Source organism: Kribbella deserti, assembly GCF_042434725.1.
GTDB lineage: Bacteria > Actinomycetota > Actinomycetes > Propionibacteriales > Kribbellaceae > Kribbella > Kribbella deserti.
The window spans coordinates 290,876-312,956 of sequence record NZ_JBHLTC010000005.1 but is presented as its reverse complement, the minus strand read 5'-3'; the positions used below and the strand labels follow the sequence as shown (position 1 = coordinate 312,956).

At 66.9% G+C, this 22,081-nt stretch carries 23 protein-coding genes; 9 read left to right on the top strand and 14 right to left on the bottom strand.

Annotated elements, in window-relative coordinates; all coding sequences use genetic code 11:
* Positions 1–10: 10 nt before the first annotated feature.
* The 3 genes from ACFFGN_RS05395 to ACFFGN_RS05385 form a co-directional block, all read right to left on the bottom strand.
* A complete protein-coding gene (locus ACFFGN_RS05395) occupies positions 11–1,447 on the bottom strand; it encodes a family 43 glycosylhydrolase (protein ID WP_380044185.1) in 1,437 nt (478 codons plus the stop codon).
* 11 nt (positions 1,448–1,458) lie between these two features.
* Entirely contained in the window at positions 1,459–2,823 is a 1,365-nt protein-coding gene (locus ACFFGN_RS05390) for a glycoside hydrolase family 43 protein (protein ID WP_380044184.1), read from the bottom strand.
* 131 nt (positions 2,824–2,954) lie between these two features.
* Entirely contained in the window at positions 2,955–3,596 is a 642-nt protein-coding gene (locus tag ACFFGN_RS05385) for an HAD family hydrolase (protein ID WP_380044183.1), read from the bottom strand.
* Positions 3,597–3,844: 248 nt separating this feature from the next.
* Between ACFFGN_RS05385 and ACFFGN_RS05380 the strand changes: the two genes are divergently transcribed.
* Positions 3,845–5,053 (top strand): NAD(P)/FAD-dependent oxidoreductase, encoded by a 1,209-nt coding sequence (locus ACFFGN_RS05380; RefSeq protein ID WP_380044182.1) that lies wholly within the window; start codon positions 3,845–3,847, stop codon positions 5,051–5,053.
* A 39-nt stretch (positions 5,054–5,092) separates the two neighbouring features.
* On the opposite strand, the gene ACFFGN_RS05375 is transcribed toward ACFFGN_RS05380, so the two are convergent.
* Positions 5,093–6,076, bottom strand: a complete 984-nt coding sequence (locus ACFFGN_RS05375) for an alpha/beta fold hydrolase (protein ID WP_380044181.1) — start codon at positions 6,074–6,076, stop codon at positions 5,093–5,095.
* 53 nt (positions 6,077–6,129) lie between these two features.
* Here ACFFGN_RS05375 and ACFFGN_RS05370 point away from each other — a divergent pair, with 53 nt between their 5' ends.
* A complete protein-coding gene (locus ACFFGN_RS05370; protein WP_380044180.1) occupies positions 6,130–6,723 on the top strand; it encodes a TetR/AcrR family transcriptional regulator in 594 nt (197 codons plus the stop codon).
* 160 nt (positions 6,724–6,883) lie between these two features.
* On the opposite strand, the gene ACFFGN_RS05365 is transcribed toward ACFFGN_RS05370, so the two are convergent.
* A complete protein-coding gene (locus ACFFGN_RS05365) occupies positions 6,884–7,216 on the bottom strand; it encodes a winged helix-turn-helix transcriptional regulator (protein ID WP_380044179.1) in 333 nt (110 codons plus the stop codon).
* Between the two features lie 106 nt (positions 7,217–7,322).
* Between ACFFGN_RS05365 and ACFFGN_RS05360 the strand changes: the two genes are divergently transcribed.
* Positions 7,323–8,198, top strand: a complete 876-nt coding sequence (locus ACFFGN_RS05360; protein ID WP_380044178.1) for an NAD(P)-dependent oxidoreductase — start codon at positions 7,323–7,325, stop codon at positions 8,196–8,198.
* Here the strand turns inward: ACFFGN_RS05360 and ACFFGN_RS05355 are convergent.
* On the bottom strand, positions 8,188–8,892 hold the full coding sequence (locus ACFFGN_RS05355; protein ID WP_380044177.1) for an ANTAR domain-containing protein: 705 nt from the start codon (positions 8,890–8,892) through the stop codon (positions 8,188–8,190). The two genes, ACFFGN_RS05360 and ACFFGN_RS05355, sit on opposite strands and share 11 nt — an antisense overlap.
* A 733-nt stretch (positions 8,893–9,625) precedes the next feature.
* Here ACFFGN_RS05355 and ACFFGN_RS05350 point away from each other — a divergent pair.
* Positions 9,626–9,835, top strand: a complete 210-nt coding sequence (locus ACFFGN_RS05350; protein WP_380044176.1) for a hypothetical protein — start codon at positions 9,626–9,628, stop codon at positions 9,833–9,835.
* A gap of 310 nt (positions 9,836–10,145) precedes the next feature.
* Here the strand turns inward: ACFFGN_RS05350 and ACFFGN_RS05345 are convergent, their stop codons facing one another.
* The 4 genes from ACFFGN_RS05345 to ACFFGN_RS05330 are packed head-to-tail and all read right to left on the bottom strand — an operon-like array spanning position 10,146 to position 14,090.
* On the bottom strand, positions 10,146–11,414 hold the full coding sequence (locus ACFFGN_RS05345; protein ID WP_380044175.1) for an MFS transporter: 1,269 nt from the start codon (positions 11,412–11,414) through the stop codon (positions 10,146–10,148).
* A gap of 2 nt (positions 11,415–11,416) precedes the next feature.
* Positions 11,417–12,427: an ABC transporter substrate-binding protein gene (locus ACFFGN_RS05340; protein ID WP_380044174.1), complete on the bottom strand. Its 1,011-nt coding sequence runs from the start codon at positions 12,425–12,427 to the stop codon at positions 11,417–11,419.
* Positions 12,424–13,215 carry an ABC transporter ATP-binding protein gene (locus ACFFGN_RS05335; RefSeq protein WP_380044173.1) on the bottom strand — a complete coding sequence of 264 codons (792 nt, stop codon included), beginning with the start codon at positions 13,213–13,215 and terminating at the stop codon, positions 12,424–12,426. Before ACFFGN_RS05335 ends, ACFFGN_RS05340 begins: the two co-directional genes overlap by 4 nt.
* Positions 13,215–14,090, bottom strand: a complete 876-nt coding sequence (locus ACFFGN_RS05330) for a FecCD family ABC transporter permease (RefSeq protein WP_380044172.1) — start codon at positions 14,088–14,090, stop codon at positions 13,215–13,217. The genes ACFFGN_RS05335 and ACFFGN_RS05330 overlap by 1 nt, the downstream gene beginning before the upstream one ends.
* A 17-nt stretch (positions 14,091–14,107) precedes the next feature.
* Here ACFFGN_RS05330 and ACFFGN_RS05325 point away from each other — a divergent pair, with 17 nt between their 5' ends.
* A complete protein-coding gene (locus ACFFGN_RS05325) occupies positions 14,108–14,236 on the top strand; it encodes a hypothetical protein (RefSeq protein ID WP_380044171.1) in 129 nt (42 codons plus the stop codon).
* A gap of 347 nt (positions 14,237–14,583) precedes the next feature.
* The gene (locus tag ACFFGN_RS05320; RefSeq protein ID WP_380044170.1) at positions 14,584–15,219 is read left to right on the top strand and encodes a hypothetical protein; all 636 of its coding nucleotides are present in this window, start codon (positions 14,584–14,586) and stop codon (positions 15,217–15,219) included.
* 134 nt (positions 15,220–15,353) lie between these two features.
* Here ACFFGN_RS05320 and ACFFGN_RS05315 read toward each other — a convergent pair whose 3' ends face one another.
* The gene (locus tag ACFFGN_RS05315) at positions 15,354–15,764 is read right to left on the bottom strand and encodes a hypothetical protein (RefSeq protein ID WP_380044169.1); all 411 of its coding nucleotides are present in this window, start codon (positions 15,762–15,764) and stop codon (positions 15,354–15,356) included.
* A 292-nt stretch (positions 15,765–16,056) separates the two neighbouring features.
* Entirely contained in the window at positions 16,057–17,577 is a 1,521-nt protein-coding gene (locus ACFFGN_RS05310; RefSeq protein ID WP_380044168.1) for a hypothetical protein, read from the bottom strand.
* 259 nt (positions 17,578–17,836) lie between these two features.
* Between ACFFGN_RS05310 and ACFFGN_RS05305 the strand changes: the two genes are divergently transcribed.
* Entirely contained in the window at positions 17,837–18,811 is a 975-nt protein-coding gene (locus ACFFGN_RS05305) for an alpha/beta fold hydrolase (RefSeq protein WP_380044167.1), read from the top strand.
* Between the two features lie 162 nt (positions 18,812–18,973).
* Here ACFFGN_RS05305 and ACFFGN_RS05300 read toward each other — a convergent pair whose 3' ends face one another.
* On the bottom strand, positions 18,974–19,954 hold the full coding sequence (locus ACFFGN_RS05300; protein ID WP_380044166.1) for a hypothetical protein: 981 nt from the start codon (positions 19,952–19,954) through the stop codon (positions 18,974–18,976).
* Positions 19,955–20,130: 176 nt separating this feature from the next.
* Here ACFFGN_RS05300 and ACFFGN_RS05295 point away from each other — a divergent pair, with 176 nt between their 5' ends.
* Positions 20,131–20,568, top strand: coding sequence for an alpha/beta fold hydrolase (locus ACFFGN_RS05295; protein ID WP_380044165.1), 438 nt, complete (start codon positions 20,131–20,133; stop codon positions 20,566–20,568).
* Between the two features lie 244 nt (positions 20,569–20,812).
* Positions 20,813–21,097 carry a GNAT family N-acetyltransferase gene (locus ACFFGN_RS05290; protein WP_380044164.1) on the top strand — a complete coding sequence of 95 codons (285 nt, stop codon included), beginning with the start codon at positions 20,813–20,815 and terminating at the stop codon, positions 21,095–21,097.
* 24 nt (positions 21,098–21,121) lie between these two features.
* Here ACFFGN_RS05290 and ACFFGN_RS05285 read toward each other — a convergent pair whose 3' ends face one another.
* A complete protein-coding gene (locus ACFFGN_RS05285) occupies positions 21,122–21,880 on the bottom strand; it encodes a FadR/GntR family transcriptional regulator (RefSeq protein WP_380044163.1) in 759 nt (252 codons plus the stop codon).
* Between the last annotated feature and the right edge of the window lie 201 nt (positions 21,881–22,081).

Sequence of the window (22,081 nt, the reverse complement as noted above, 5' to 3'; positions counted from 1 at the left end):
CTGCCTGATGTCATTCCAGTACGAAGGTGGCGTCGGCGCGGCCCTGCGCGTCAGTGACCGCTTGCAGGTAGACCAAGCCGTTGCTGTGCCGGATATAGCGGCCGGGGAAGTTCAGCGACTCGAACGACAAGGCCGAGCTCGAGGCGAGTCCCGCGCGCTGGGTGAAGGCGGCGTCGTTGCGGAACAGGGCGCTGCCGTCGGTGCGCTCGACCCACAGGTCGTTGTTGCGATGCCGCAGGTAGTAGCCGGGGAAGTTGGTCGACTCGAACGACACCGTGCCGGAGCCGGCCAGACCCGTCACCATCTTGAACTGCGAGTCCGCCAGCGGGGCGACGTTGGCCTCGAGCCTCGCGCGGTACTCCCAATGCCGTACGAACCGCTCGGTGTTGTACGACTTCAGCCGGACCGGCGTTGCGCCATCGGCGACGGGAATGCCGAAGTCCGGCGTACCGTCGGCCTTGTAGTAGACCTTTTGCACGCGCGTACGGCGGTTCGGGTCGTTGAGGGGATCGCCGTTGATGTCTCGATAGTTGCGATCGTGGTAGACCATGATGTCGCTCTGGCCGTCCTCGGACACCGTGAACGAGTTGTGGCCCGGTCCGTACTGACTGGTCGCGGCGTTGCTGGCGAACACGGGATTCGGGCTCTTTGTCCACGATGCGGCGTTGAGCGGATCCGCCGACGCGGACGCGGTCAGCATGCCGAGGCAGTAGTTCGCGTCGGTGGCGCTGGCCGAGTACGTCAGGAAGAGTCTGCCGTTGCGCTGCAGGACCGTCGGCCCCTCCGCGACCTTGTGTCCACGGGTTTCCCAGGCCAGTGTCGGCACGGTCAGCCGGGTCACTTGGCCGGTGATCGACCATGGGCTCGCACCCATGCGGGCGACGTACAGGTTGGAGCCGGTGTCGATGCCCGGTTCCTTCTGTGCCCAGGTCAGGTACCGCACGCCGTTGTGGACGAATGTGGATGCGTCCAGCGAGAAGGTGTCCCACGGGGTGGTGATGCGGCCGCGTTCGGTCCAGGTGGCGGTCACCGGGTTGGCGCTCGAGCTCTCCAGCACGTACATCCGGATCCGCCAGACGTCGTTGCTGCGTCCGGCCGCGAAGTAGACGTACCACTTGCCGTTGATGAAATGGATCTCCGGTGCCCAGATGTGGGCGCCCATCTCACCGCTGGCGTGCTTGCGCCAGATCACTGTCTCGGCCGCTGTGGCCAGGCCCTGGATCGTGGTCGCGCGGCGCAGGATGATGCGGTCGTACTCCGGCACGGTCGCGGTGAAGTAGTAGAACCCGTCGGTGTGCTTGAAGATGTGCGGGTCGGCCCGTCGCTCCGCGATCGGGTTGGTGTTACGCACCGCGGGCGTCGCGCTCGCTGGCGACACAGGCAGGCCGGCAACGCAGGTGACGATGGCCAGTACAAGTACGAGCAGACGATGGAGGGTGCTTTTCATCGGCTGTCCTTTCAGGCTAGGGGCGCGGAAACGGTGAACGACGCGTCACGTGCGAACGCCGCGTCTGAGCTGCGCCAGTCGACGCGGACCTCGAAGTTGTAGTGGCGTAGGTACCGGCCGGGATGCGAGTAGGACTCGAACGACGTGCCGCCGGCCAGCCCGGCGCGTCCGCAGAACGTGGCGTCGCGGGCGAACGCCGAGTCACCGGAGTTGGCGTCCAGCCGGACGCGGAAGTTGTAGTGCCGCAGATAGCGGTTCGGGAAGTTCACCGACCGGAACGAGTAGCAGTTGCCGTTCGCCAGTCCCGGTACGACGGTGAAGGTGGCGTCCTGGCGAGTGGTGGTGCTACTGGACGAGCTCACCGGCTCGACGTACGCGAGGTTGTCGCGGTGCCGGACGTACCGGGCGGTGTCGCTCACCGCGCGAAGGGACCGGTTGCCCGTCGGTACGGCGGTGTTGTCGCCGGAGTCCTCCCGCAGCACCGTGAAGTGCCTCGCGACACCGGAGAGACCGGGGAGTTCGACCTTGCTGCCAAAGGTGTTGAGGTTGGTGCTGTCGGCGTGGAAGTACCGGCGTTGTCCGTACTGGTCGAAGTAGAGCCGCCAGCGGCCGTCTGGCAGCCGCACGACCGCGGGCCCTTCCAGGCCAGAACCCCAGCCCGCCCAGTTGCCTGTGCCAACAAACGTCCACGGTCCGTTCAGCGAGGTGGCGGTGGCGTGCTCGATGTACTTCGTCGTCTCGTTCTTGAGGAAGTTGTGGTAGGTCCCGCCGACCTTGACCACGAAGCTGTCGATGTAGTTCGCCGGGATACCGAGCGCGACCGGGCTGGTCCAGGCCGACAGGTCCCCGTTCGTCGCCGTGATCCGGTATGGCCGGAACTGGCCGGCCGTCCCGGTCGTGGACGCGGAGAAGATCACGTGCACGCTGCCGTCGGAATCCTTGAACCACTCCGGCGCCCACGTGCTGCCGGTGGCTCCGTTGAGACCGACCCGGACGTTGCGCAGGAACGTCCAGTTGACGTAGTCCGCGCTGCGGGCGAAGCCGATCGTGTCGCCGGTCCAGTTCGTCGTGTAAACGATGTAGTAGTAGCCGTCGGTATGCCGGATCACGCTGGGATCGCGGATGAGGCCGGACGGCGGGGTGTACGCGTTCGCTCTGACCTGGGTGAAGTTGGTCGCGTTCGCCGAGTCGTACACGTACATGTTCGACTCACTGCTGTTGGTGAACGCCGTCATCAGGTAGTGCGGGGCCGGACCGACGGCTGAGGCGACTGGTGGCACGGCGACGATGCTCGCGACAGCGGCGAGTACGGTCGCGGCTGCGGTCAGCATCAGCCGCCGCACAGAGCGCGCGTGGCGGGGCATGGGCAAGCGCATGGGCGGATCCTTCGGTAGGGCGGCACCGAGAAAGTTAGCGCTAACATCATGTTGCACGGTCCCGCTGTTGGCAATGACTCGTCGACTTCGCGGGGTCGCCGGGCTGCGGCGAGCAGTCGGCCCGCCTGCGCCTACAGGGCGCTGAGAACGATGTCCTTCAATTCCTTCAGCGCTTTGATGCGATAGCCGGCCTGGGTGAAGTCGTGCGCTTTGGTGAAGTCGTTGTGAACTATGGCGCAGTCGATGCCGGCTGCCACGGCTGAGTTCAGTCCTCTGGCTGAATCCTCGACGATCAGCGTCTGTTCTTTCGTGGCACCGAGCCGCTTCAGCCCGGTCAGGTACGGCTCGGGATGTGGTTTGGCGAAGTTGTAGTCTTCGCGAACGAGAACGAAGTCCATGAACTGCCTGATCTGACGCTGCTCGTGAATGAGCTCAAAATCCGCGCGCTTCGCCGTCGTCACGATCGCCATCCGGGCGTATTGACTCAACTCGGCAAGGGTTTCGACGACCCCTTCGATCTCGATGGCTTCCGTTCTCAGATACTCCTGATAATACTCATTGCGAATCTCGCGCTGTTTGCTGATGGTCTGCTCGTCAACCCCTGCCGACCTGGCCTGAACCCAGGTGCCCAATCCCTGGTTCATGTCGCGGAGATATTGATCCTTGTTCAAGGTCAAACCGATGTCCGCGAGTGCGCGCTCGCCAGCCTTGAAGTACCAGAACTCGGTATCCACCAGGACACCGTCGTGATCGAAGAGTAAATACTTCTTCACTTTCTTGGTCCTTTCCTGGCAAGAGGTGGCGAGCGGTCGGACCGGTGCAGAGTTCAACGCTATCCGGGTGGCCTTGAGCGGTACCGCGAAGCAGGGGCCGCAGAACGGCGGGCCCTGCCCAAGGCTGGCACGGCACACCGGTGGCGGCGGTTGCCTGGTGATCTGGGTGACATTTCGCGGCTCTGGCTGTCACAGCGGGCGGTCGGCCGGCGTCTTGAGGCCGTATCCACCTGATTCGAGGAGACGGCATGACTGCGAACACCACGAACACCCCGGCGATCAAGGTCGTCGTGATCGGCGGCGGATATGCGGGTGTGATGGCGGCGAACCGCCTGACCCAGCGCGATGACATCGCCGTGACGCTGGTCAATCCGCGACCGAAGTTCGTCGAGCGGCTCCGGCTGCACCAGCACGTGGCTGGCGAGCCCGCGCCGGTCGTGGACTACCAGGAGATCCTGTCCGAGCGGATCCAGCTCGTTGTCGACACCGCGACCGGTATCAACGCGACCGGCCGGACCGTGACCTTGGGCGGTGGCGACACGCTCGCGTACGACTATCTGATCTACGCACCCGGCAGCGGCAGCTTCGACTTGACGAGCATCTCTGGCGCCGAAGAGTTCGCCCACCCGGTCGCCAATCTGGAGGCCGCGTCGCGGTTGCGGGAGATCGTCGACGCCACGCCGTCGTCGGCCCCGGTCACGGTTGTCGGTTCCGGAGCGACCGGTGTCGAGGTCGCAACCGAGCTGGCGGACCAGGGGCGCGCCGTGACGCTGGTGTGCGGCAAGGTGCTCTGCCCGTATCTGCACCCGAGGGTCCGTCGCAAGTTCGCGAAGCGCCTGGCCCAGTTGAACGTGAACGTGATCGTCGGTCCTGACGCCATCGTGACCGCGGTATCGAGCCACGCGGTCCAGCTCCAGGACGGTCGCGAACTGCCGAGCGAGGTGACGATCTGGACCGCCGGCTTCTCCGTACCGGATCTTGCCCGGCGCAGTGGCTTGAGCACTGATGACACCGGCCGCCTGCTCACCGACGAAACCCTCACCAGCGTTGACAGCGACCGTATTCTCGCCGCCGGCGACTCGGCCTCACCCTCCGGGATGCCGTTCCGGGCCAGCTGTGCGACCGCGCGGCCGCTGGGTGCGTTCGCGGCCGATGCGATCTTGGCCCGGCTGGACAAGAGGCAGCCGAAGGAGGTCAACATCGGCACGGGATTCCAGTGCTTCGCGCTGGGCCGCAACGCCGCCATCGTTCAGCTCGCCTCCATGCACGACGTCGCCACCCGCTTCTCGATCAGCGGCGCACTGGCCCAGAAGATCAAGTCGAGCTCGTACGGGCTCCTCACTGAAGAGCTGAGCAAAGAGGCTCGCAAGCCCGGCAGCTTCACCTGGAGGTTCAAGGACAAGAAGCGCCGCGAAAAGCTGAACCAACGCCGCGACATGACCCGCCAGGTCGCCTGATCGTCCGCTGGCCAGTGCTGTGGACGCCGGTAACCGTCTTCAGCGATGGGCGGCAAGGAAGGCCTGGAGATCGGCGGCGATCTGGTCCGGGTACTCGCCGTTCATCGCGTGGGAGGCGTCGGGGTAGAACTGCACGGTCTTGTTCCGCAAGTGGCTCTCCGCCGTACGGCGTGCCTCGGGCGGATCGTGCATCACCGACCTCCCGGCGATGAACGCGAGTACCGGCATCGTCAGGTCGCCGAGTTGCTGCTCGGTGATCCGTTCCGGCTGGGACTGGTGGATCGTGTAGTTCTTCATGCCGGACTCGATCATGTCCGCGACCGGCACCTGCTCCACCGGCGCGCCGCCCGCGGTGTAGGAGTTGAAGCTGTCCCGCCAGGAACGAGGCAGCCACTTCACCGCCGCCGGGAGCGAGCGCACGATGGTCTCCACTGGCATGCCACCGAAGACGTTGACCGCATCGAGCGTGGTGAGGGTCGCCACGCGTTCCGGGCGCCGGAGGGCGAGGTTCGCGGCGGTCCAGCCGCCGATCGACAAGCCGATCACGTTGAACTTCTTCTCCGGCAGCGCGGCCAGAGTCTGGTCCAGCCAGGCGGCCTTGTCCTCGGAGGTGTTGATCGGCCGGTTCTGAATGCTCATCCCCGGCTCGCCGAGCAGGTCGAGGGTGTACACGTCGCCGATCCGCAGCAGGGACGGAAGGTTGTCGGCCCACACCGGCGTGCCGGACGACGTACCCGGCAGCAGTACCAGTGGGGCTGTTCCCGGGTTGCCCTTGCCGGTGAAGCGGTAAACGCGAACCAGCCCGTACTGCGTGCGGATGTCGCGTGTGAGCGCGGGTGCGGGCAGATCCTTCATCGCCTGGTCGTACTTGGCCAGGTAGTCCTCGTAACCGTCAGCGCTGTTCCAGTGGCCGACGGGCGATGGCGAGCGCAGGACCAGCGCGACGGCTACGCCTGCCACCACGATCACGCCGAGCGCGATTCGCGGCCAGCGGCGCTTCTTGCGTGCGGACTTTTGCGTCATATCCACTCCTAACCGATCGGTAAGTATTCTAACCGTACGGTAGAATCGGGGTCATGCCGCCATTGCCGCCTGACCGGAAGCTGACCATCACCGAGCAGGCTCGTCGCGCGCAGCTGATCGCGGTCACCGTGGATTTGGTGGCGGAGGTGGGTTACGCGGGGGCGTCTCTGGCCAAGATCGCGGAGCGTGCGGATCTCACCAAGGCCGCGGTGCTGTACTACTACCCGTCGAAGAACGCGCTGGTCGAGACGGCACGCGACGAGGTCCTGGGCGCCCTGATCACGGCGGTTGGTGCGGCCGTGGACGCAACCCGGCCGGAGGATTGGCCAGCGGCGTACGTGCGCTCGATGATCGGGCACCTGCGCGACAATCCGCGGCACACCCGGATGATCGTCGAAGCCGCTATCCACACCGGCGAGCCGGCCGATCCCGCCTCCCGTTGGCGAGCGCTGGCCGACCTACTGGCGGCGGCCCGCCGGGCGCGGGGCCTGACCGGCGACGTCGCTCTCCGCTCGGCCGCGATCGTCATCGGCGGCGCCATCGACGGGATCGTGTCCGAGCACATGAACGACCCGGACTACGACACCACGCCGCCAACGGAGCTCGTCGTCACGATGATCGAACGAACGGTGCTGTCCCGCGACTAGTGTCCTGAGTCGGAAGTTCGTGCACATCTCTGGCGCCCAGGCACGCACCTCGCGGCGTTGGAGAAACGGCCACGATGCTAGAGCATCGCGACCGCTTCTCCGCCTTGCGATGCACGCACCTGGACACCGGAGCTGAAGCACGAGCTTCCGACTCAGGACACTAGCCGGTTCGGGCGTGGGACGGTGCGTGCTCCTGGCCCCAGAGGGCGAGGGTGTGCACCGCGTCGTTCAGCTTCTGACCGGCTGGGGTCAGTTCATACTCCACCCAAAGTGGTTTCTCGCGCACCACGTGGCGGGAGACCACGCCGTCGGCCTCGAGTTCGCGCAGTTGCTGCATCAGCACCTTCTCGCTGATGCCCGGTGCGCGGCGCCGGAGCTCGCCGAAGCGGACCGGGCCCTCGTGCAACTCCCAGATGAGAACGGACTTCCATCGGCCGCCGATGACGCGCAACGCCGGTCCCAGGCCACAACTGTCCGAGAGAGGAAACTTCATGCCGTCATCGTGCCAGGCGGCACTGACAAAAAAGTCAGTAATTGTAGTTTCAACTGATAACGCCAAGGCTGGACAGGTCAAGTTCTGGTGACCTGGAGGAATCAGTATGTGCAGTGCAGTAACGGTTCTCGGCCTCGGCGAGATGGGGTCGGCCTTGGCCGCCGCGTTGGTGCGGTCTGGTCGCGAGGTGACGGTCTGGAACCGGAGCCCAGCCAGGGCCGCACCTCTCACGGACGCGGGCGCCAAGCTGGCGGACAGCGTCGCCGAGGCCGTCGCGGCATCGCCGGTAGTCGTGATCTGCGTGTCCGACTACGCGGCGACCAGGCAGTTGATCGACGCGGCGCAGGTCCAGCCGGGAACGGTGTTCGTCCAGCTCAGCACGGGGACACCCGGTGAGGCGCGGGAGCTGGCCGAGGTCGTTCGCGGGCTTGGCGCGGCCTACCTGGACGGCGCGATCTTCGCGTGGCCGCGGCAGATCGGCGGCCCGGAAGCGGTGATCGCGGTGGCCGGCGACGAGTCGTTGTACGAGGCAACAACCGCGATCTGGCAGGATTTGGCCGGGACCGTGATTCACCAGGGCGTACCGATCGGTTCGGCCGCGGCCTTGTTCGCGTCCACCCTGGCGTACCTGGCCGGGCACTGGATCGGGTTCGCTCACGGCGCCGGCATCGCGCAGTCCGAGGGGCTGGATGCCGAGGAGTTCGGGCAGCTCGTCAAAAGCCTGAGCCCGGTACTGGGCGCAGACGCGGCGCACATGGGCGCCGTCGTTCAGCATCAGCGGTACGCGAATCCCGAGAGCACCCTGGGCACCGTCGCGAACGACTTGCGCGGGCTGGTTCGCCAAGCGGCGGACGCCGGGATCGGCGCCGACTTCCCGCTCTTCGCGGCCGACCTGTTCGAGCGAGCGGTGAAGGCGGGCCTGGGCGCCGAGGAGCACGTTGCCCTGATCAAAGTCCTGTGGGCTCAGGACACTAGCGGTTGAACGGTCGCGGTCGGAAGTCGAGTTCCCGGTCGATGACACGTCGCGCCGTATCGGCCAAGGTGATGGTTCTCGCGTACGCGTGCGCGCGCAGGATGGCCAGCGCATCGTCCGGCGCGACGTGGAGTTGGGCGACGACCATGCCGCAGGCCTGGTGGACTTCGGCGTGGGACGACCAGGCTCCGGCCAGCTCCAGCCGCGCGTGGGCGGCGGCGTCTCCGAGCAACGCCTTGCCGGCCGCGTCGAAGAGGAACTGCGCGTCCCCGGTCGATTCGGCGAGGTCCTTGTCCGGCACGGTGTAGAGACTGATGACGGCGAAGGTCTCGCCGTCAGGGTGAATCGGGAAGGAGTACATGGTGGCCGGGCCGACCGCTCGCCGCGCGGCTCGGGAGAACTCCGGCCACCGCGGATCGAACCGGTCATCCAGGTCCACGGTGAAGTAGGTGCCGTGCTGGAAGGCCTCGCGGCAGGGCCCTTGCCCGGTGACTTCCTGCAAGTTGGCGAGGCGTGCGATGACCTTGTCCGTCGTACACACGGTTGCGCGGCTGGCCGTCGTGTTTCTCACCGTTAAGGCTGCGCCGTCGGCGCCGAGAATCTCCTGGCTGGCCCTGCACAGGCGTTCCGGCAGGCCGACCGGCGGGCTCGTGGCGACCGTCAGGTCTGTGAGGCGCGTCAGCAACTCCGTGTACTTCACCATTTCTCGGACTCCCCGCGCCTGTATCGATCTCCTGTACCCAATTGAGTCGTGGCCACGCCCTGTTCGGGCCGCGGTTGTGGTCATGCATAAGTTTTGCATTGCTTTGGCGTGCAGAGTGCGAGATGCTTCTGGCCGTGACTCGACGTTCGAGACCGTGCAGGTGCCAGCTTCTGGCGTCGTACGGTGGCCGACCGGTCAAGACAGCCCTTTGGTCTTGAGCTGGATCAGCCCGGCGGGTCGCCAGTAGGCAGCGCGGGCTGGAGCCGTTGCACAAGTCGCCTCCAGCCTGCGCCGCCACCTATCTCGCCTGCGCCACCTCCCGCGACGCACAGCAGCGCGGTACGAGCTGAACGGGTCTTGCCTGCGCCTGTTCATCCCGCCGGAGCAGGGCCTGTGGTGTGGCGACGATCACCGCCCGCCGCTGCGGGAGTCCGGCATCCAGTCCGGCAACTACTAGTGTCCTGAGTCGGAAGTTCGTGCACATCTCCGGCGCCCAGGCACGCACCTCGCGGCGTTGGAGAAACGGCCACGATGCTAGAGCATCGCGACCGCTTCTCCGCCTTGCGATGCACGCACCTGGACACCGGAGCTGAAGCACGAACTTCCGACTCAGGACACTAGGGTCCGATGGGCAGCACAGTTGGCCAGCAGCCGTACCGCGAGGGCCTGGTCGTCCGCGAGGAGCAGGAAGCATTCTGGGGTTGGCCCCGCCGTACCGGAGGACTTCGACGCGGTGCGACTGCCGATCGACGTCACGGAGTTGCACACGTACGCCGTCGACTGGTCCGCCGACCAGATCACCTGCTCCGTCGACAACCAGCTCTCGCCGGGCACGGACCGCCTGCGCGCGGCGGAGCCGACGCCAACTTCTTTCCGACGGTCGGACGCGGAATGCGCGTCGGCCTGGCCGTCACGTGGCCAGATGGTTGGTGGTGACCGGTGATCTGGGTGGGCGGTGTGCCGATTCTTGGCGCGGGTGCCTGGTTACAACGGGGAGCGGTACAACAAGTCGGCAGCGGCGGCGCCGCCCGGGTAGCCGGGTGGGATGCCGACAGCCGCGCCGACGTCGTCGTCCAAGACTGGCGGTTGGTCCGATGTCCGGCGGAGCCTCGAGCGTCGATCGCGTCCGCGTGCGACGATCGTGTCCGCGGGACAATCGCGTCCGTGGGTGTTGGCCGGTGCGCCGAGCTGCCTCGCGGAGACAGTTGGCGCACTGAGGCGCCCTCGCGGGGGACGGATGATGGCCGGAGCTGCTAGCCGGCGGGCTCACTGGCTGGGTGGTTTGTGGTGGCGAAGGCTCGGTGGCGGAGGGGGGAGCGCCAGGCGAGTACGGCGCTGACGAGGACGGCGGTGGACATCACTGCGTACGCGAAGCGGGCGCTCGCGGCCTCCGCTAGAAGGCCACCGGCCAGCGCGCCGAGTGGGGTTCCGCCCCAGGCGAGCATTCGGGCGGTGGTGTTGACGCGGGCCTGGAGTTCCAAGGGTGTGACGATCTGCCGGGCGTTGATGCCGTTGAGGATCGTCAGAGTGCTGGTGAGACTCCAGAGCAGCAGCGGAACGGTTGCCCAAGGCAATGAAGGCGCCGCGGCGGTGAGGAGGAGCGCGAGAGGGCTGGTCGTCAGCGTCGCGATGGTGATCCAGCCGATCGGAACGCGGCTCGTGAGCCTCGGAAGCGCCACGGCCGCGAGGAACGCTCCGGCTGCCACGATGCCGACCACGAGCCCGACGCCACCACCGTCTTCGGACAGGCCGAGATCGCGTACGGCGAACACGACCAGCAGGGCGCTCACCGCGCCGCCGGTGATCGAGTTGCCGACCCCCAGCAGCGTCAGCGAACGAACCACCGGGTGCTGCCAAACGAACTGCAGCCCCTCCTTGATCCCGGTGCGCAGCCGTTCGCGGGGTTGGCCCTCCGCACGAGCTCCAGGCGCGTCGAACGATCTACCGATCAGCGCGAGCAGGGCCCCGGCAACGACGTACGACGCAGCGTCGAACGACAACGCCGGAGCAGCGCCGACCGCGGCCACAAGGACTCCGCCGACCACCGGGCCGCCGAGGCCGACCAAGGTCGTGACCGTCCAGACCATGCTGTTGGCCGGGACGATCCGCGCCCTGCCGACCAGTGCCGGCAGGGCGCCGAACGACGCGGCGTCGAACCATACGAAGCTGGTCGCGACGACGGCGGCTACCGCGACCGCGTGTGGAGCCGTGAGACCACCGAGCCAGGAGGCCAGCGGCACGGTCAGCAGTGCCGCGGCCGATACCGCCTGACAGGCCAGCATGAGCCTACGCCGGGGAAGCCGGTCGGCCATCGCGCCCGCGACCAGCCCGAACACCAGATACGGAAGCACCTGGACCGCCGTGACGAGCGACGTGATCAGCGGCGATGACGTCACTTGGAAGACCAGCAACGGCAGGGCGACCGAGGTGATCGCGGAACCCAGCACCGCCACGGTCCGGGCCAGCAGGAAGTACATGAAGACCTTGTCCCGCAGCAGCGAGACCTCGGTGGTCTGTGACACGGTCAGCCCTTCGGGTGCAGGCCGTCGGCGATCGCGGCCACGCCTTCGATGCTGGCTAGCGTTCCGGGCGCGAAGGTGGCATTGCGGACGCCGACCAACCGGCGGTTGCGAACGGCCGGCGTGGTGGGGAACGTGCGAGTCAGGTAATCCACCGTCTGCCGCTGGTGTGCCTCGTTCTGAACGGCGAACACAAAGGCCTCCGGATTGCGCTCCAGCACGACCTCGGCGTTCACCTCGGCGGCGTAGAAGTCGGCGAAGCGCTGCTCGGTCGCGGCGAAAACGTTCTTGCCGCCGCCCAGCCGCAGCATGTCCACCTCGATCGCCGCGCCGATGGCGTACAGCTTGCCGCCCTCGTAGAAGACCTGCGCGGCCTTGACCGGCGGCCGCCCGGCGATGCGATCGGTCACCGTGGCGAGGTCGGCGCGCGCCTTCTTCTCGAGTTCGGCAGCCTGATCGGCACGACCCAGCACCTTGCCGAGGGTGCGCAGATCGGTGAAGGCGTCCTCCACCGTGCCGGTGGATCGCCGCTGCTTGCAGCCGGCGGTCGCGACGTACGGCGTGGCGCCGGCCTTGAGCAGATCGTCCTTGCCGGCGAAGCCCTGCTCGGTGTTGAACTCGTACTCCGAGCCGCTGTAGACGAAGTCCGGCGACTGCGCCACCAGGACCTCCTTGCTGGGTGGGATTCTCGCGCCCAGCGACGGAATCGACTTGAAGTCGCCGGCCAGTTCCGGATCCGGCTCGGACGCCGTCTCCTGGGCCTGCGCCACGATCCGGTCCTTCAGGCCGAGCCGCAGCAGGATCTCGGTCTGACCTGGGTAGAGACTGACGATGCGCTGTGGTTCCTTCGCGATCGTGTACTCGCGACCACAGTTGGTGACCTTCATCGGGTACTGCGCTTGCGCCGCCGGCGTACCGGTCGACGGTTCGGCGCCGACGGAGACGTTGCCGCAGCCAACCACGCCGGCGAGGGCGAGGGCGGTTGCGAGCAGCGGACGGATCGGGCGGTTCGTCATGCGATGGATTCCTTCACAGGGGTATCGGTTTGAGTCAGGGCAAGCAGCAGCCGTCCGGTCCGGGGATGGACCAGTACGTCGCACGCGACGCCGTACACGGACAGCACTCGTTCCGGGGTGAGGACTTGTTCGGGTGGCCCGGCGGTGACGACGCGGCCCTCGTTCAGCAGGACCAGCCGATCGCAGTACGCCGCGGCGAGGGTCAGGTCGTGCAGGGCGATGATCGCGGTGACGCCGAGACGTCGTACCAGCGCCAGGAGGTCCAGTTGGTGAGCGATGTCGAGGTGGTTGGTGGGCTCGTCCAGCAGCAGCACCTTCGGTTGCTGCGCGAGAGCGCGAGCCAGCATCACCCGTTGCCGTTCACCGCCGGACAGCGTCGGCAGCATTCGCTGTTCCAAGTGGCTCGCGCCGACCTGCGCCAGACAGTCGAGCGCGAGGGCCGTGTCCTCTCGATGGCCGCGGCCGGTCAGGGTCCGGTGCGGAACGCGCCCCAGCAGGACGACGTCCAGGACGGTCAACTCCAGCTCGGTCGGATTGTCCTGCGTCAGTACGGCGGAGCGCCGCGCCACCGCCCGGGGCGAGGACGCCCACACGTCCAGATCGCCGAGGTGCACCGTGCCGGCGTACGGCCGAACGGCGCGGTAGATCGCGCGCAGCAGGGTGGACTTGCCGGAGCCGTTCGGCCCAAGCAGGCCGACCACTTCGCCGGGCTGTACGTCGAGGTCGACGCCGCTGAGCACCGGATGGCCGGACAGCTTCACGCCGATGTCGTGGGCGTGCACCTTCATCAGGCACCCCCGACCGGGCGCCGGCGCAGCAGCCACAGGAAGAACGGCGCGCCGATCGCGGCGGTGACGATGCCGATCGGAAGCTCCTGTGGTGCGGCGGCGGTGCGCGCGACGATGTCGACGAGGACCAGGAAGATGGCGCCACCGAGGGTTGCCACCGGCAACAATCGCCGATGGTCGGCGCCGACGATGAGCCGGCAGATGTGCGGCACGACCATGCCGACGAAGCCGATACCGCCGCTGACCGCGACCACCGCGCCGGTCAGCAGTGAGGTGGCCAGCAGCATCTCGATGCGGAAGCGGGACACGTCCACGCCGAGCGAGGTCGCGGTCTCGTCACCAGTCATCACCGCGTTGAGCGGTCCGACCCGCAGCCGGGCGTGCACCACGCAGGCCGCCACGATAATCGCCGGGATCGTGAGCATTTGCCAGGTCGCCGTTGACACGCTGCCAAGCAGGAAGAACACCAGGCCTGGCAGCTTGCCGTGCTCGGCGGTGACGGTGATCCAACTGGTAGCCGCGCTGAACAGGTACGACAGAGCAACGCCCGCGAGCACCAGCCGAAGGGACTCGACGCGGCCGCCCCGCTGGGCGAGCACGAAGACGAGCAACGCCGCGACCGCGGCACCGGAGAAGGCCGCGCCGGAGACGATCACCCCCGGTACGACGGCGCCACCGGCCAGCGCGGCGACTGCGCCAAGCGACGCCCCCGAGGAGGCGCCTAGTACGAAGGGATCCGCGAGCGGATTCCTGATCACCGCCTGCAGGACGGTTCCGGCAACGGCCAGGGCGGCTCCGACCAACGCCGCGAGCAACGTGCGGGGGAGACGGAACGTCCAGACGATCTGATCTTGGGCCAGCGTCCAGGTCGCCACGTGGTCGCCGGGGCCAGGTGGGCCCAGAGGATTTTTGCCGTCGTACCAACCGGAACGGCGACCGGGCCGATCCCGGAGCTGACGACGACAACGACGCCGAGCGTGACGGCAAGACCGGCGATCAGGAGTCGATGTCGGGCGTATGACGTCCTGAGATCGGGTCTGGTGCGTGCGAGGGGTGGTCGCACGGGCGGGGAGCTGACTGACATAGCAGCAAACGATAACGATTTTCATTGCGCACGTCGAAGCGGTTAGCGATCACCGGTCCCGGTCCCATCGCCGACTCCTGGGCCCGCCGACCTCGACTCGCCGACCTCAACCCGCCGACCCCAACCCGTTGCCCTCGGCCATGAACATCGGCCTGGCTCACCGGCGGGCGTGCTTCGGCAGCACCTTTCGGCCGTGATCGACGTTATGAAGTCGAGATCAACTAAAACCCTGCTGGGGAAGTCTTACGGGGCACAAATCGACCGAATACTTGGGGGAGAACAAAATGCGTTTCCAGTTCAAGCGCGTGATCGGCATCGCGGCTCTGGTGGGGATCGCCGGCACGGGAGCACTCGCCAGCACGGCCGCGAACGCCGCGTCGCAGGCGCCCGCCGCCAGCACGAGCGCGGCCGCCGTCGCTCCGCTCAACGTGACCGCGTACCAATACCACGTCTGGGGCCACAACAAGCCGAACGACGAGTGGACCGTCAGCACGCACGCGCCGAAGGGGTGGACGAAGGCTCGGCTCGACGTGGGCACGACCCGGTTCACCAGCCCGAACAAGCTGTGGAACCTGCGCGTCGACGGCTACATCGAGGGTCGCGAGGCGCCGACCTTCAACGCGGCGATCAACGCCAAGATCAAGGCACTGCGCGGTACGAAGAACTTCCGTGTGCTGTCGATCGTTGACGGCAGCACCAAGTCCATGAACTACCGCGGCTACTACCCGACCAAAACGATGACCTACACCTACACCGACGGCTCCGGAGCCAAGCGGCTTGTCATCTTTCGGGTCTTGAACCCGCAGGCGAGCTTCAAGCTCGTTGGCGGCGAGATCAGCGCCGGTGGCCGGGCGGCCGACCATGTTGGTCTGCACAAGGTGGTCGACCGCGCGACGCGTGCTTACACCTTCGCCGGCTGACCTTTGCGCACCTGACGGCATGACCTACCTGGTAGGTCATGCCGTCAGTTCTAGGTACGACGAGGTGGGCAGCGGCTCGTTCGTGCGCCGGGGAATCGCGCCGCCCAGGTGTGGGGGAGCGGCGCGATCCTTTGTCACCGGCAGACTTCGATGCCGGGGATCCAGTAGGAGTAGCCGGTGTTGATGTTGGCGTCGGCGGCGAAGCCCTCCGGCCGGCCCGGGCCGCCTTCCCAGACGATGTAGTTCCACAAGTTCGAGGTGCCGTAGTAGCCGCTCACGGATTGGCCGACCTTCTGGCAGACGATCCGAATCCCGGTCCAGGCCGGCACCGAGGCAGCGCTGATCGGGCACGACGTCGAGGCGCACGACCGAAGGTTCGCGCCGCTGCCGCCGGTTGTCGCGGGGTACCAACTTGCGTGTGCGGGGGTGATCGCGATCGCCGTCACGGCCAGCGCCGTGGTGGTGATCGCGGTGATGCGGCGTGCGAACCTGGCCGTCTTCTTGGTGGGTGTCGCCAGAGCTCGACGCTCGTGAATCGGTTCCATCGTTAGCTCCTTGCCTCGCGGTTGACGTTGTCGGCCCGTTAGCGCCATCGGTTGGGATTTCCGTCGACGTACGGGCTGTGCCTGTGGGCTTCCGAAGCCGACTCGGAAGCGGCTTCGTTCGAGAATGGCCCGCGCCGGCCGGCCCGCGGCGCGGTTGTGCGCAGGCGATCCCGCGGCGCACAACCACTTGCCATCACCCGGCACCCGTCGACCCGCGCCGTACGACGACCTCGTCCTCGCGCGGGGGATCGTTGCAGTGGCGCCGCTTCGGCCAGGGCTTCGGGTGCGAGGGTCAGTGGCGGGCGCTGGTCAGGATGTGGGCGGGGACGTCCAGCCACCAGGTTGCTGCCGCTCGGGAGTCGAATGGCGTTCGCGGGTCTGATCGCAGTTGTTCGAGGGCATCGCGGCGGCCGGTGATACCGGCGCTGTAGGTGAGACCGCGCAAGATCTCGATATCCGCGGGCCGATCGGGCGCTGCCGCGACCATGCCCAGCCGTTGGTCGATGGCGTGTTTCCACCACAAGGCGGGAGTCTTGTCCCCGAGGTGGGCGATCGCGAACGCGGCCACCCGGATGGTTTCGGCCGGGATCCCGGTGGCCGTGACGATCCGTTCAGCCAGCTGTAGCTCCGATTCGCCGCCCAGCGTCCGCAGCGCGGCGAGCAGAGTAGTGCTCCACTCGGGAGACCCGGCGATCGTGCCCGGTGAGATCAGCTCTTCTTGCAGTGCTACCGCGAGAGGTCCACGGTAGGGCGTGGCGGCGATTGCGAAAGACGCTGCCAGTTGGGTGTCGCCACTGGGGTAGCACAGCATGTGGTGCACCAGTTCGGCGAAGCCGTCATAACCAGCCGCATCGCTGCATTCCATCTGTGCGATCGCACGGAGCGTCAGCCGCTCGGTGACGTGACGTTGCGGATCGTCCGGCGGTGCAACCGGCGCTGGCTGCCGCGGTACAGGCGACAACCGCTGCAGGATCTGAGCCGATCTGGCGTCGAGATCGTCGCCCGAGCCGGCCAACGGCTGCAACGCGACCAGTACCCGGCGGCGCTGGGTCAGATCCAGCCGGCCACGCCCGACCGCCTCCGCCAGTCCGGCGACAGCGCCGGTCAGCGCGCGATCGTTGGTCGGGTTGTGAACCTGGGTGATCATCGCCGTAATCGAGTCGGTGTGATCGCTGGAGCCCAGCGCCGCGACCGTCGAGGTCATTGCCTGGTGGTTGCGAAGACCGGCGGCCGAGGCACACGCGGCGATGGCCGCCGGCCCACCGCACGGGTGAGTGAGCAGCCGGACCATCGCCTCGTAGCGTTGCACCCAGGCGATTCCGTCCGCAGCCAGCATCTCCAGCAGTAGACGCTGGGACATCGCCTCCCACATTCGCCACGGCAGCAATGTGGACGGCCATTGAGTCAACAGTCCGGTGAGCTCGTCCCACTCGACGCCGGACACGATCCCGGACGAGCAAGCCCGATCCAGCAGAGTGCCGACTCGGCGACTGTGGATCGGCAGCAGCCTCAGATCGCCGCCACCACCGACGGGAGGATGGCGGCGATGGTGGTTGAGCTCGTGGAGATGGTCCGACACTGCGGTCAGCTGGCCGGTCGGCAGGCCGAGCAGTTCCTCGTAGCGTCTCAGCGCGGGGCGTGGCACCGGGAGTACGCCGGTTTCCCAGCGCTGAATGGTCGACACGTGCACCGCTTCGACCAGCTCGCCGTCCGGCCAGGCCCGCGCGAAATCCGATCGATTCCGGAACCGCTGTTCGGTGCCCAGATTCCGGCACGCGCGCAGCATCCATCCCAGCCATTGCTGAATCTGCACAACCACATCCCCCTCGGGCCAGCAGCGACGCCCATATTCATCATCACCCCGCGTAACCACGCGTCGCAACGCGAGTAAGCCTGTCGCCGTACTGGTGACGCCAAGGTGGGACGGCCGCTACGTACCGTGCAGCCTTACAACGTGGATCGAAAGGCCTTAAAACGCGTAGGTTTTCCAGGACGCCAGCAACTGTGAATGGCCCTTGGCGTCGGCTAGCTTGCTCGCGATCGGGGAGCAAACAGCCGAAAGGGCGAGCGAGATGGACATCAACAGGCGAAAGGCGTTGGGGCTCGGGGCGGGCCTGGCCGCGGTACTCACTGGAGGAGCGGGCCAGGCACACGCGCAGGGCCAGGCGCAGGCGGGCGCGCCGGCCGACGAGGCGCTGGCGCGATCGCTGGGGCTGCGCAGCCGGTACGCGCAGGTGAACGGCATCCGGATGCACTACGTGACGGGTGGGACCGGCGAGCCGCTGGTGCTCGTTCCAGGCTGGCCGCAGACGTGGTGGGCCTGGCACAAGGTGCTGCCGGCCCTCGCCAAGCGCTATCGGGTGATCGCGGTCGACATGCGCGGTATGGGCGGTTCGTCCAAACCGGCCGGCGGGTACGACAAGAAGACGATGGCCAAGGACATCTACGAACTGACCCGGCACCTCGGCCTGGGCAAGGTGAACATCGCCGGTCACGACATCGGTTCGATGGTGGCGCACAGCTTCGCCGTCAACCACGCCGCGGCGACGGACAAGGTCGTGCTGATGGACGTGGGCCACCCGGATCCCAGCCTGTACGACATCCCGTTGCTGCCGCGGCCGCACCAAGGCCTGAACATCTGGTGGTTCGCGTTCAACCAGGTCCAGGGTCTGCCGGAGCAGCTCGTGGCCGGCCGGTCGCGGTACCTGGTGGATCACCTGTTCGACACGATCCTGATGGACCCGGGCTCGATCGGTGAGCGTGACCGCCGGATCTACGCCCAGGCATACAATAAGCCCGACGCGATCCGGGCCGGAAACGCTTGGTACCAGGCGTTCCACGACGACATCACCGACTTCGCGACGTACGGCAAGATCACCGCGCCGCTGCTCGGTTTGGCCTCGGAGTACAGCTACGACTTCATGCAGTACGTCTGGGCCGAGCAGGGCACCGATGTGCGGGTGCAGAAGGTACCGAACACGGCGCATTTCCTGCAGGAGGAGAACCCTGCCGCCGTCACCTCGGCGCTGACGACCTTCCTCGGTTAGAAATCGCCGGGTTCCTTGCCTGGAGCAACATTCGGGTGTGGCGGTCGTCGCACGGCCTCGCCGTACGACGACCGCCGTCGCCGCTGTTCCTGTTGGAGAACGTGCCCGCCGCGGCTCAGGAACGCCCCGGCATCACCAGGTCCGGGGTGTCCCTAGCCGAGATCAGTGGCAGGTCCAGATCACCGGCACCGATTGTTGTTCGAGGTCGGCGGTGCGGCTCCAGCCCAGGACGCGGCCGTCGTCGGTGACCGCGAGTGCCTGTGCGGTGGTGTGTCCCGGCAGCTTGGGCAGGGCGGCCTTTTCGTTGCCGCGAACAACGAATGGACCGGTGCTGTCGTTGCCGACGACAACGCCGTTGAGGTTGACGTCGGTCGCGTTGCCGGTGATGCCGAGCAGACGCGGTACGCCGTTCTCCCACAGCACGGTACCGGTGCCCTGGCCGGGAACCGTGCCCTTTCCAAGTACGAACCGTCCGGCGACATCGTTCGCCTGGCTGTCCGCGCGCGGATCAACGCCACCGAGCGCGGTGAGGCTGGTTCCGCTGACGGCGGTGAGGAACTGGCCGCGCTTGACCGTGCCAACGGCCAGCCCGTCGTCGCTGACATCGGTCAACGGCACGCGAACGCCGGTCACCCCGAGATCCCGGTACGTCGTACCGGCCGTGCCGGCGTGCCACGTCAACGCGTGATCCGTGCCGTCGTCGTACCGGGCGTATCCGACGATCAGACCGTCGTCACTGATCCCGGTCGGCGTTGGGATCGATTTGGTGACGCCCGTCGGGATCGCCAACGGTACGGGCGTACCACCTCGCGGTAGGTAAACCGCCGACTTGCCACCCCATTTCCAGCCGACGGCGTCACCTGAACGGTTGACCGCGAACGCCATTCCGAGTGCGCCGAGGTCCGTCACCGCGACGCCGTCCCGCCATACCGCGCCATGCGGGTAGGGGTCGTGGTTCTGGTTGAGGAACGCCGTTCCGACATAACCGTTGGCGCCGTCGGTGTCAGTGAGTTGACCGCCGCCAGTGCCGTTCGGAAAAGTCGTGGCCTGACTCGGGGTGTAGCTACAGGAGCTGGCTTGCGCGTTTGCAGGTAGCAGGGCCGCCAGGAGCCCGGCACAAACAAAAGGTAGAAAGCGCTTCATCTTGAAGGCCTTTCCGTGAGGGATAGATGCCCACCAAACGGCCCTCGGCGCCAACCGGTTCAACGCCTTTCGCGCTATTCGACAACCATCAAATGGCCTAATCCATTTTGAGCGCTACCGATCGTCTGACCACACGAAGTCGGTGGGCGCCGCTGGTTGTTGCTAGTGTCCGGGATATGGATTCGCGGACGATCCAGGTGGACGGCGTAGCGCTGCACGTTGGCGTGACTGGGCAAGGGCCTGACGTCGTGGTACTGACCGGGGGACCGGGGTGCGTGCAGTACCTGGAACAGGAAGAGCTCTCGCCCGCCGGCCACCGGGCGTGGTTCCCCGAACCGCGCGGCGTCGGCCGGTCGGGCGGCGGCCCGCACGACATGGAACGCGCGATCGCTGATCTAGAAGGCATCCGCGCGGCGATCGGCGTCGAAAGCTGGATCGTGCTGGGCCATTCGTGGGGTTGCGATCTCGCCGTGCGCTACGCGGTCGAACATCCGGAGGTGGTGACGGGCGTGGTTGGCATCGCCGGCCGCGGGCCGCAACGCGATCGCAGCTGGTCCGAGGCGTACGAGGCAGGCAAAGCCTCGGAGCCGATATCCGCCCACGCTGGCCACTAGCGCAGCTCGCCGCCCTAGTCCCGCACGGCAAGTTGACGACAATCCCCGACGTTCCCCACGACCTCTGGTCCACCCACCCGAGCCTCTGGACCAGCACCGTGACCCACGCCTGCGCCACGATCTAGCCCCGCTCACGTACCGCAGCAACCGGACCAGTCGTACGACGCGTCCGTTGCCGTGACAAAAGCCGCGAGCAGGCGTCGATGTATGGCGAGTGCCGGTTGCACGACGTACCGTCGGCCGGGTGACGGTTGAGCTCAGGCCTTTGGTGGCGGCGGATGCGGAAGCGGTTCACCCGTGGGCTCGCGGCCAAGGTGTCGCGGTGGAGGCCGTACGCCTCATCTGCGACGTGCTTCGAACCGGCAAGATCGGAAGGCGCGCCGCCATCCGTGTGGAGCCGGAGAACCTGGCGTCCGTCCGGGTCGCACAGCAGGCCGGGTTCAGGTACGTCAGGGACTTTCCGTCCAACCGGGACACGCTTCCGGACGGTACGCCGACGACCTTCAGCCTGTACCTGCTGGATCTGTAGAAAGCGGCAAGCGGACCCCAGAGTTCATTCGCCGAAGACGCGGCGTTGGATTTCGCGGCGGTAGTCCTCGAGGGTGTTGTCGAGGTGGATGGCGGTGGCCCGGGCCGCGGCTTCGGGGTCGCCGTCGCGGATCGCCTGGAAGATGGCGGCGTGCTCCTCGGTGGCTTCCGCGGCGTGGCCGCCGACGCTGCCGTGCAGGCCGATGGTGGTCGACTGGTACTGCAGGCGGCGGGCCTCGCGAACCGACGCGATCAGGAAGTTGTTGTGTGACGCGGTGGCGATCGCGAGGTGGAAGTCGTCGTCACCACGATTGAACAGCGCGACCTGCCCGGTCAGGTGGCCCTGCCGGCAGGTTTCGGCGGCGGCTTCGATGGCTCGCAGTTCGGGCGGGGTCGCGCGGGTCGCTGCCAGTCGGCTGGCCGCGGTCTCCTGGACGCGGCGGAACTCGAACAGCATGTAGACGTGATCGAGGTCGGTGGGATGGAAGAACCCGCCCCAGCGTGCCGAGCCGAGCATTCCCTCGTCGTCGGAGACGTAGAGGCCGCGGCCTTTCTGAGCGCGAATCCGGCCGATCGCCGAGAGGATCTTGACCGCTTCCCGTACGACGGTTCGGCTGGAGCCGAGTCGGGTGGCAAGTTCGTTCTCGGTGGGCATGCGGTCACCCGGCCGCAGTTCCAGCTCCGCGATCAGCTGCAGGATTTGCTCGGCCACCAACTCGTAACCGGGCCGGTACGGGCCAGGCTCGCGCGTGGATACTCCTGTGGGCACGGATGAGCTGTCCATCTGCCTGCCTCCTTCGTCTAGGGACCGCCAGAAAGAGTGCGGCTCATCGTTGAATCCGAAGAGGCACCTCACCCGCGACCTGCGCACGCCGATCCCGAGAATACAGCCGGCGAGGCCGGCCCGGCGCTGGTTAGTCCAACGGATTAGTAAGTCTCATCTCTTGACTGACTGTTATCCGGCGGTTGTTATGTGATACCTAAA

What these genes read in the sequence shown, in the direction of transcription:
- ACFFGN_RS05395 (WP_380044185.1), bottom strand. Translation starts at nt 1,447, where the DNA reads ATGAAAAGCACCCTCCATCGTCTGCTCGTACTTGTACTGGCCATCGTC.
- ACFFGN_RS05390 (WP_380044184.1), bottom strand. Translation starts at nt 2,823, where the DNA reads ATGCGCTTGCCCATGCCCCGCCACGCGCGCTCTGTGCGGCGGCTGATG.
- ACFFGN_RS05380 (WP_380044182.1), top strand. Translation starts at nt 3,845, where the DNA reads ATGACTGCGAACACCACGAACACCCCGGCGATCAAGGTCGTCGTGATC.
- ACFFGN_RS05375 (WP_380044181.1), bottom strand. Translation starts at nt 6,076, where the DNA reads ATGACGCAAAAGTCCGCACGCAAGAAGCGCCGCTGGCCGCGAATCGCG.
- ACFFGN_RS05370 (WP_380044180.1), top strand. Translation starts at nt 6,130, where the DNA reads ATGCCGCCATTGCCGCCTGACCGGAAGCTGACCATCACCGAGCAGGCT.
- ACFFGN_RS05365 (WP_380044179.1), bottom strand. Translation starts at nt 7,216, where the DNA reads ATGAAGTTTCCTCTCTCGGACAGTTGTGGCCTGGGACCGGCGTTGCGC.
- ACFFGN_RS05360 (WP_380044178.1), top strand. Translation starts at nt 7,323, where the DNA reads ATGTGCAGTGCAGTAACGGTTCTCGGCCTCGGCGAGATGGGGTCGGCC.
- ACFFGN_RS05355 (WP_380044177.1), bottom strand. Translation starts at nt 8,892, where the DNA reads ATGGTGAAGTACACGGAGTTGCTGACGCGCCTCACAGACCTGACGGTC.
- ACFFGN_RS05340 (WP_380044174.1), bottom strand. Translation starts at nt 12,427, where the DNA reads ATGACGAACCGCCCGATCCGTCCGCTGCTCGCAACCGCCCTCGCCCTC.
- ACFFGN_RS05335 (WP_380044173.1), bottom strand. Translation starts at nt 13,215, where the DNA reads ATGAAGGTGCACGCCCACGACATCGGCGTGAAGCTGTCCGGCCATCCG.
- ACFFGN_RS05320 (WP_380044170.1), top strand. Translation starts at nt 14,584, where the DNA reads ATGCGTTTCCAGTTCAAGCGCGTGATCGGCATCGCGGCTCTGGTGGGG.
- ACFFGN_RS05315 (WP_380044169.1), bottom strand. Translation starts at nt 15,764, where the DNA reads ATGGAACCGATTCACGAGCGTCGAGCTCTGGCGACACCCACCAAGAAG.
- ACFFGN_RS05305 (WP_380044167.1), top strand. Translation starts at nt 17,837, where the DNA reads ATGGACATCAACAGGCGAAAGGCGTTGGGGCTCGGGGCGGGCCTGGCC.
- ACFFGN_RS05300 (WP_380044166.1), bottom strand. Translation starts at nt 19,954, where the DNA reads ATGAAGCGCTTTCTACCTTTTGTTTGTGCCGGGCTCCTGGCGGCCCTG.
- ACFFGN_RS05295 (WP_380044165.1), top strand. Translation starts at nt 20,131, where the DNA reads ATGGATTCGCGGACGATCCAGGTGGACGGCGTAGCGCTGCACGTTGGC.
- ACFFGN_RS05285 (WP_380044163.1), bottom strand. Translation starts at nt 21,880, where the DNA reads ATGGACAGCTCATCCGTGCCCACAGGAGTATCCACGCGCGAGCCTGGC.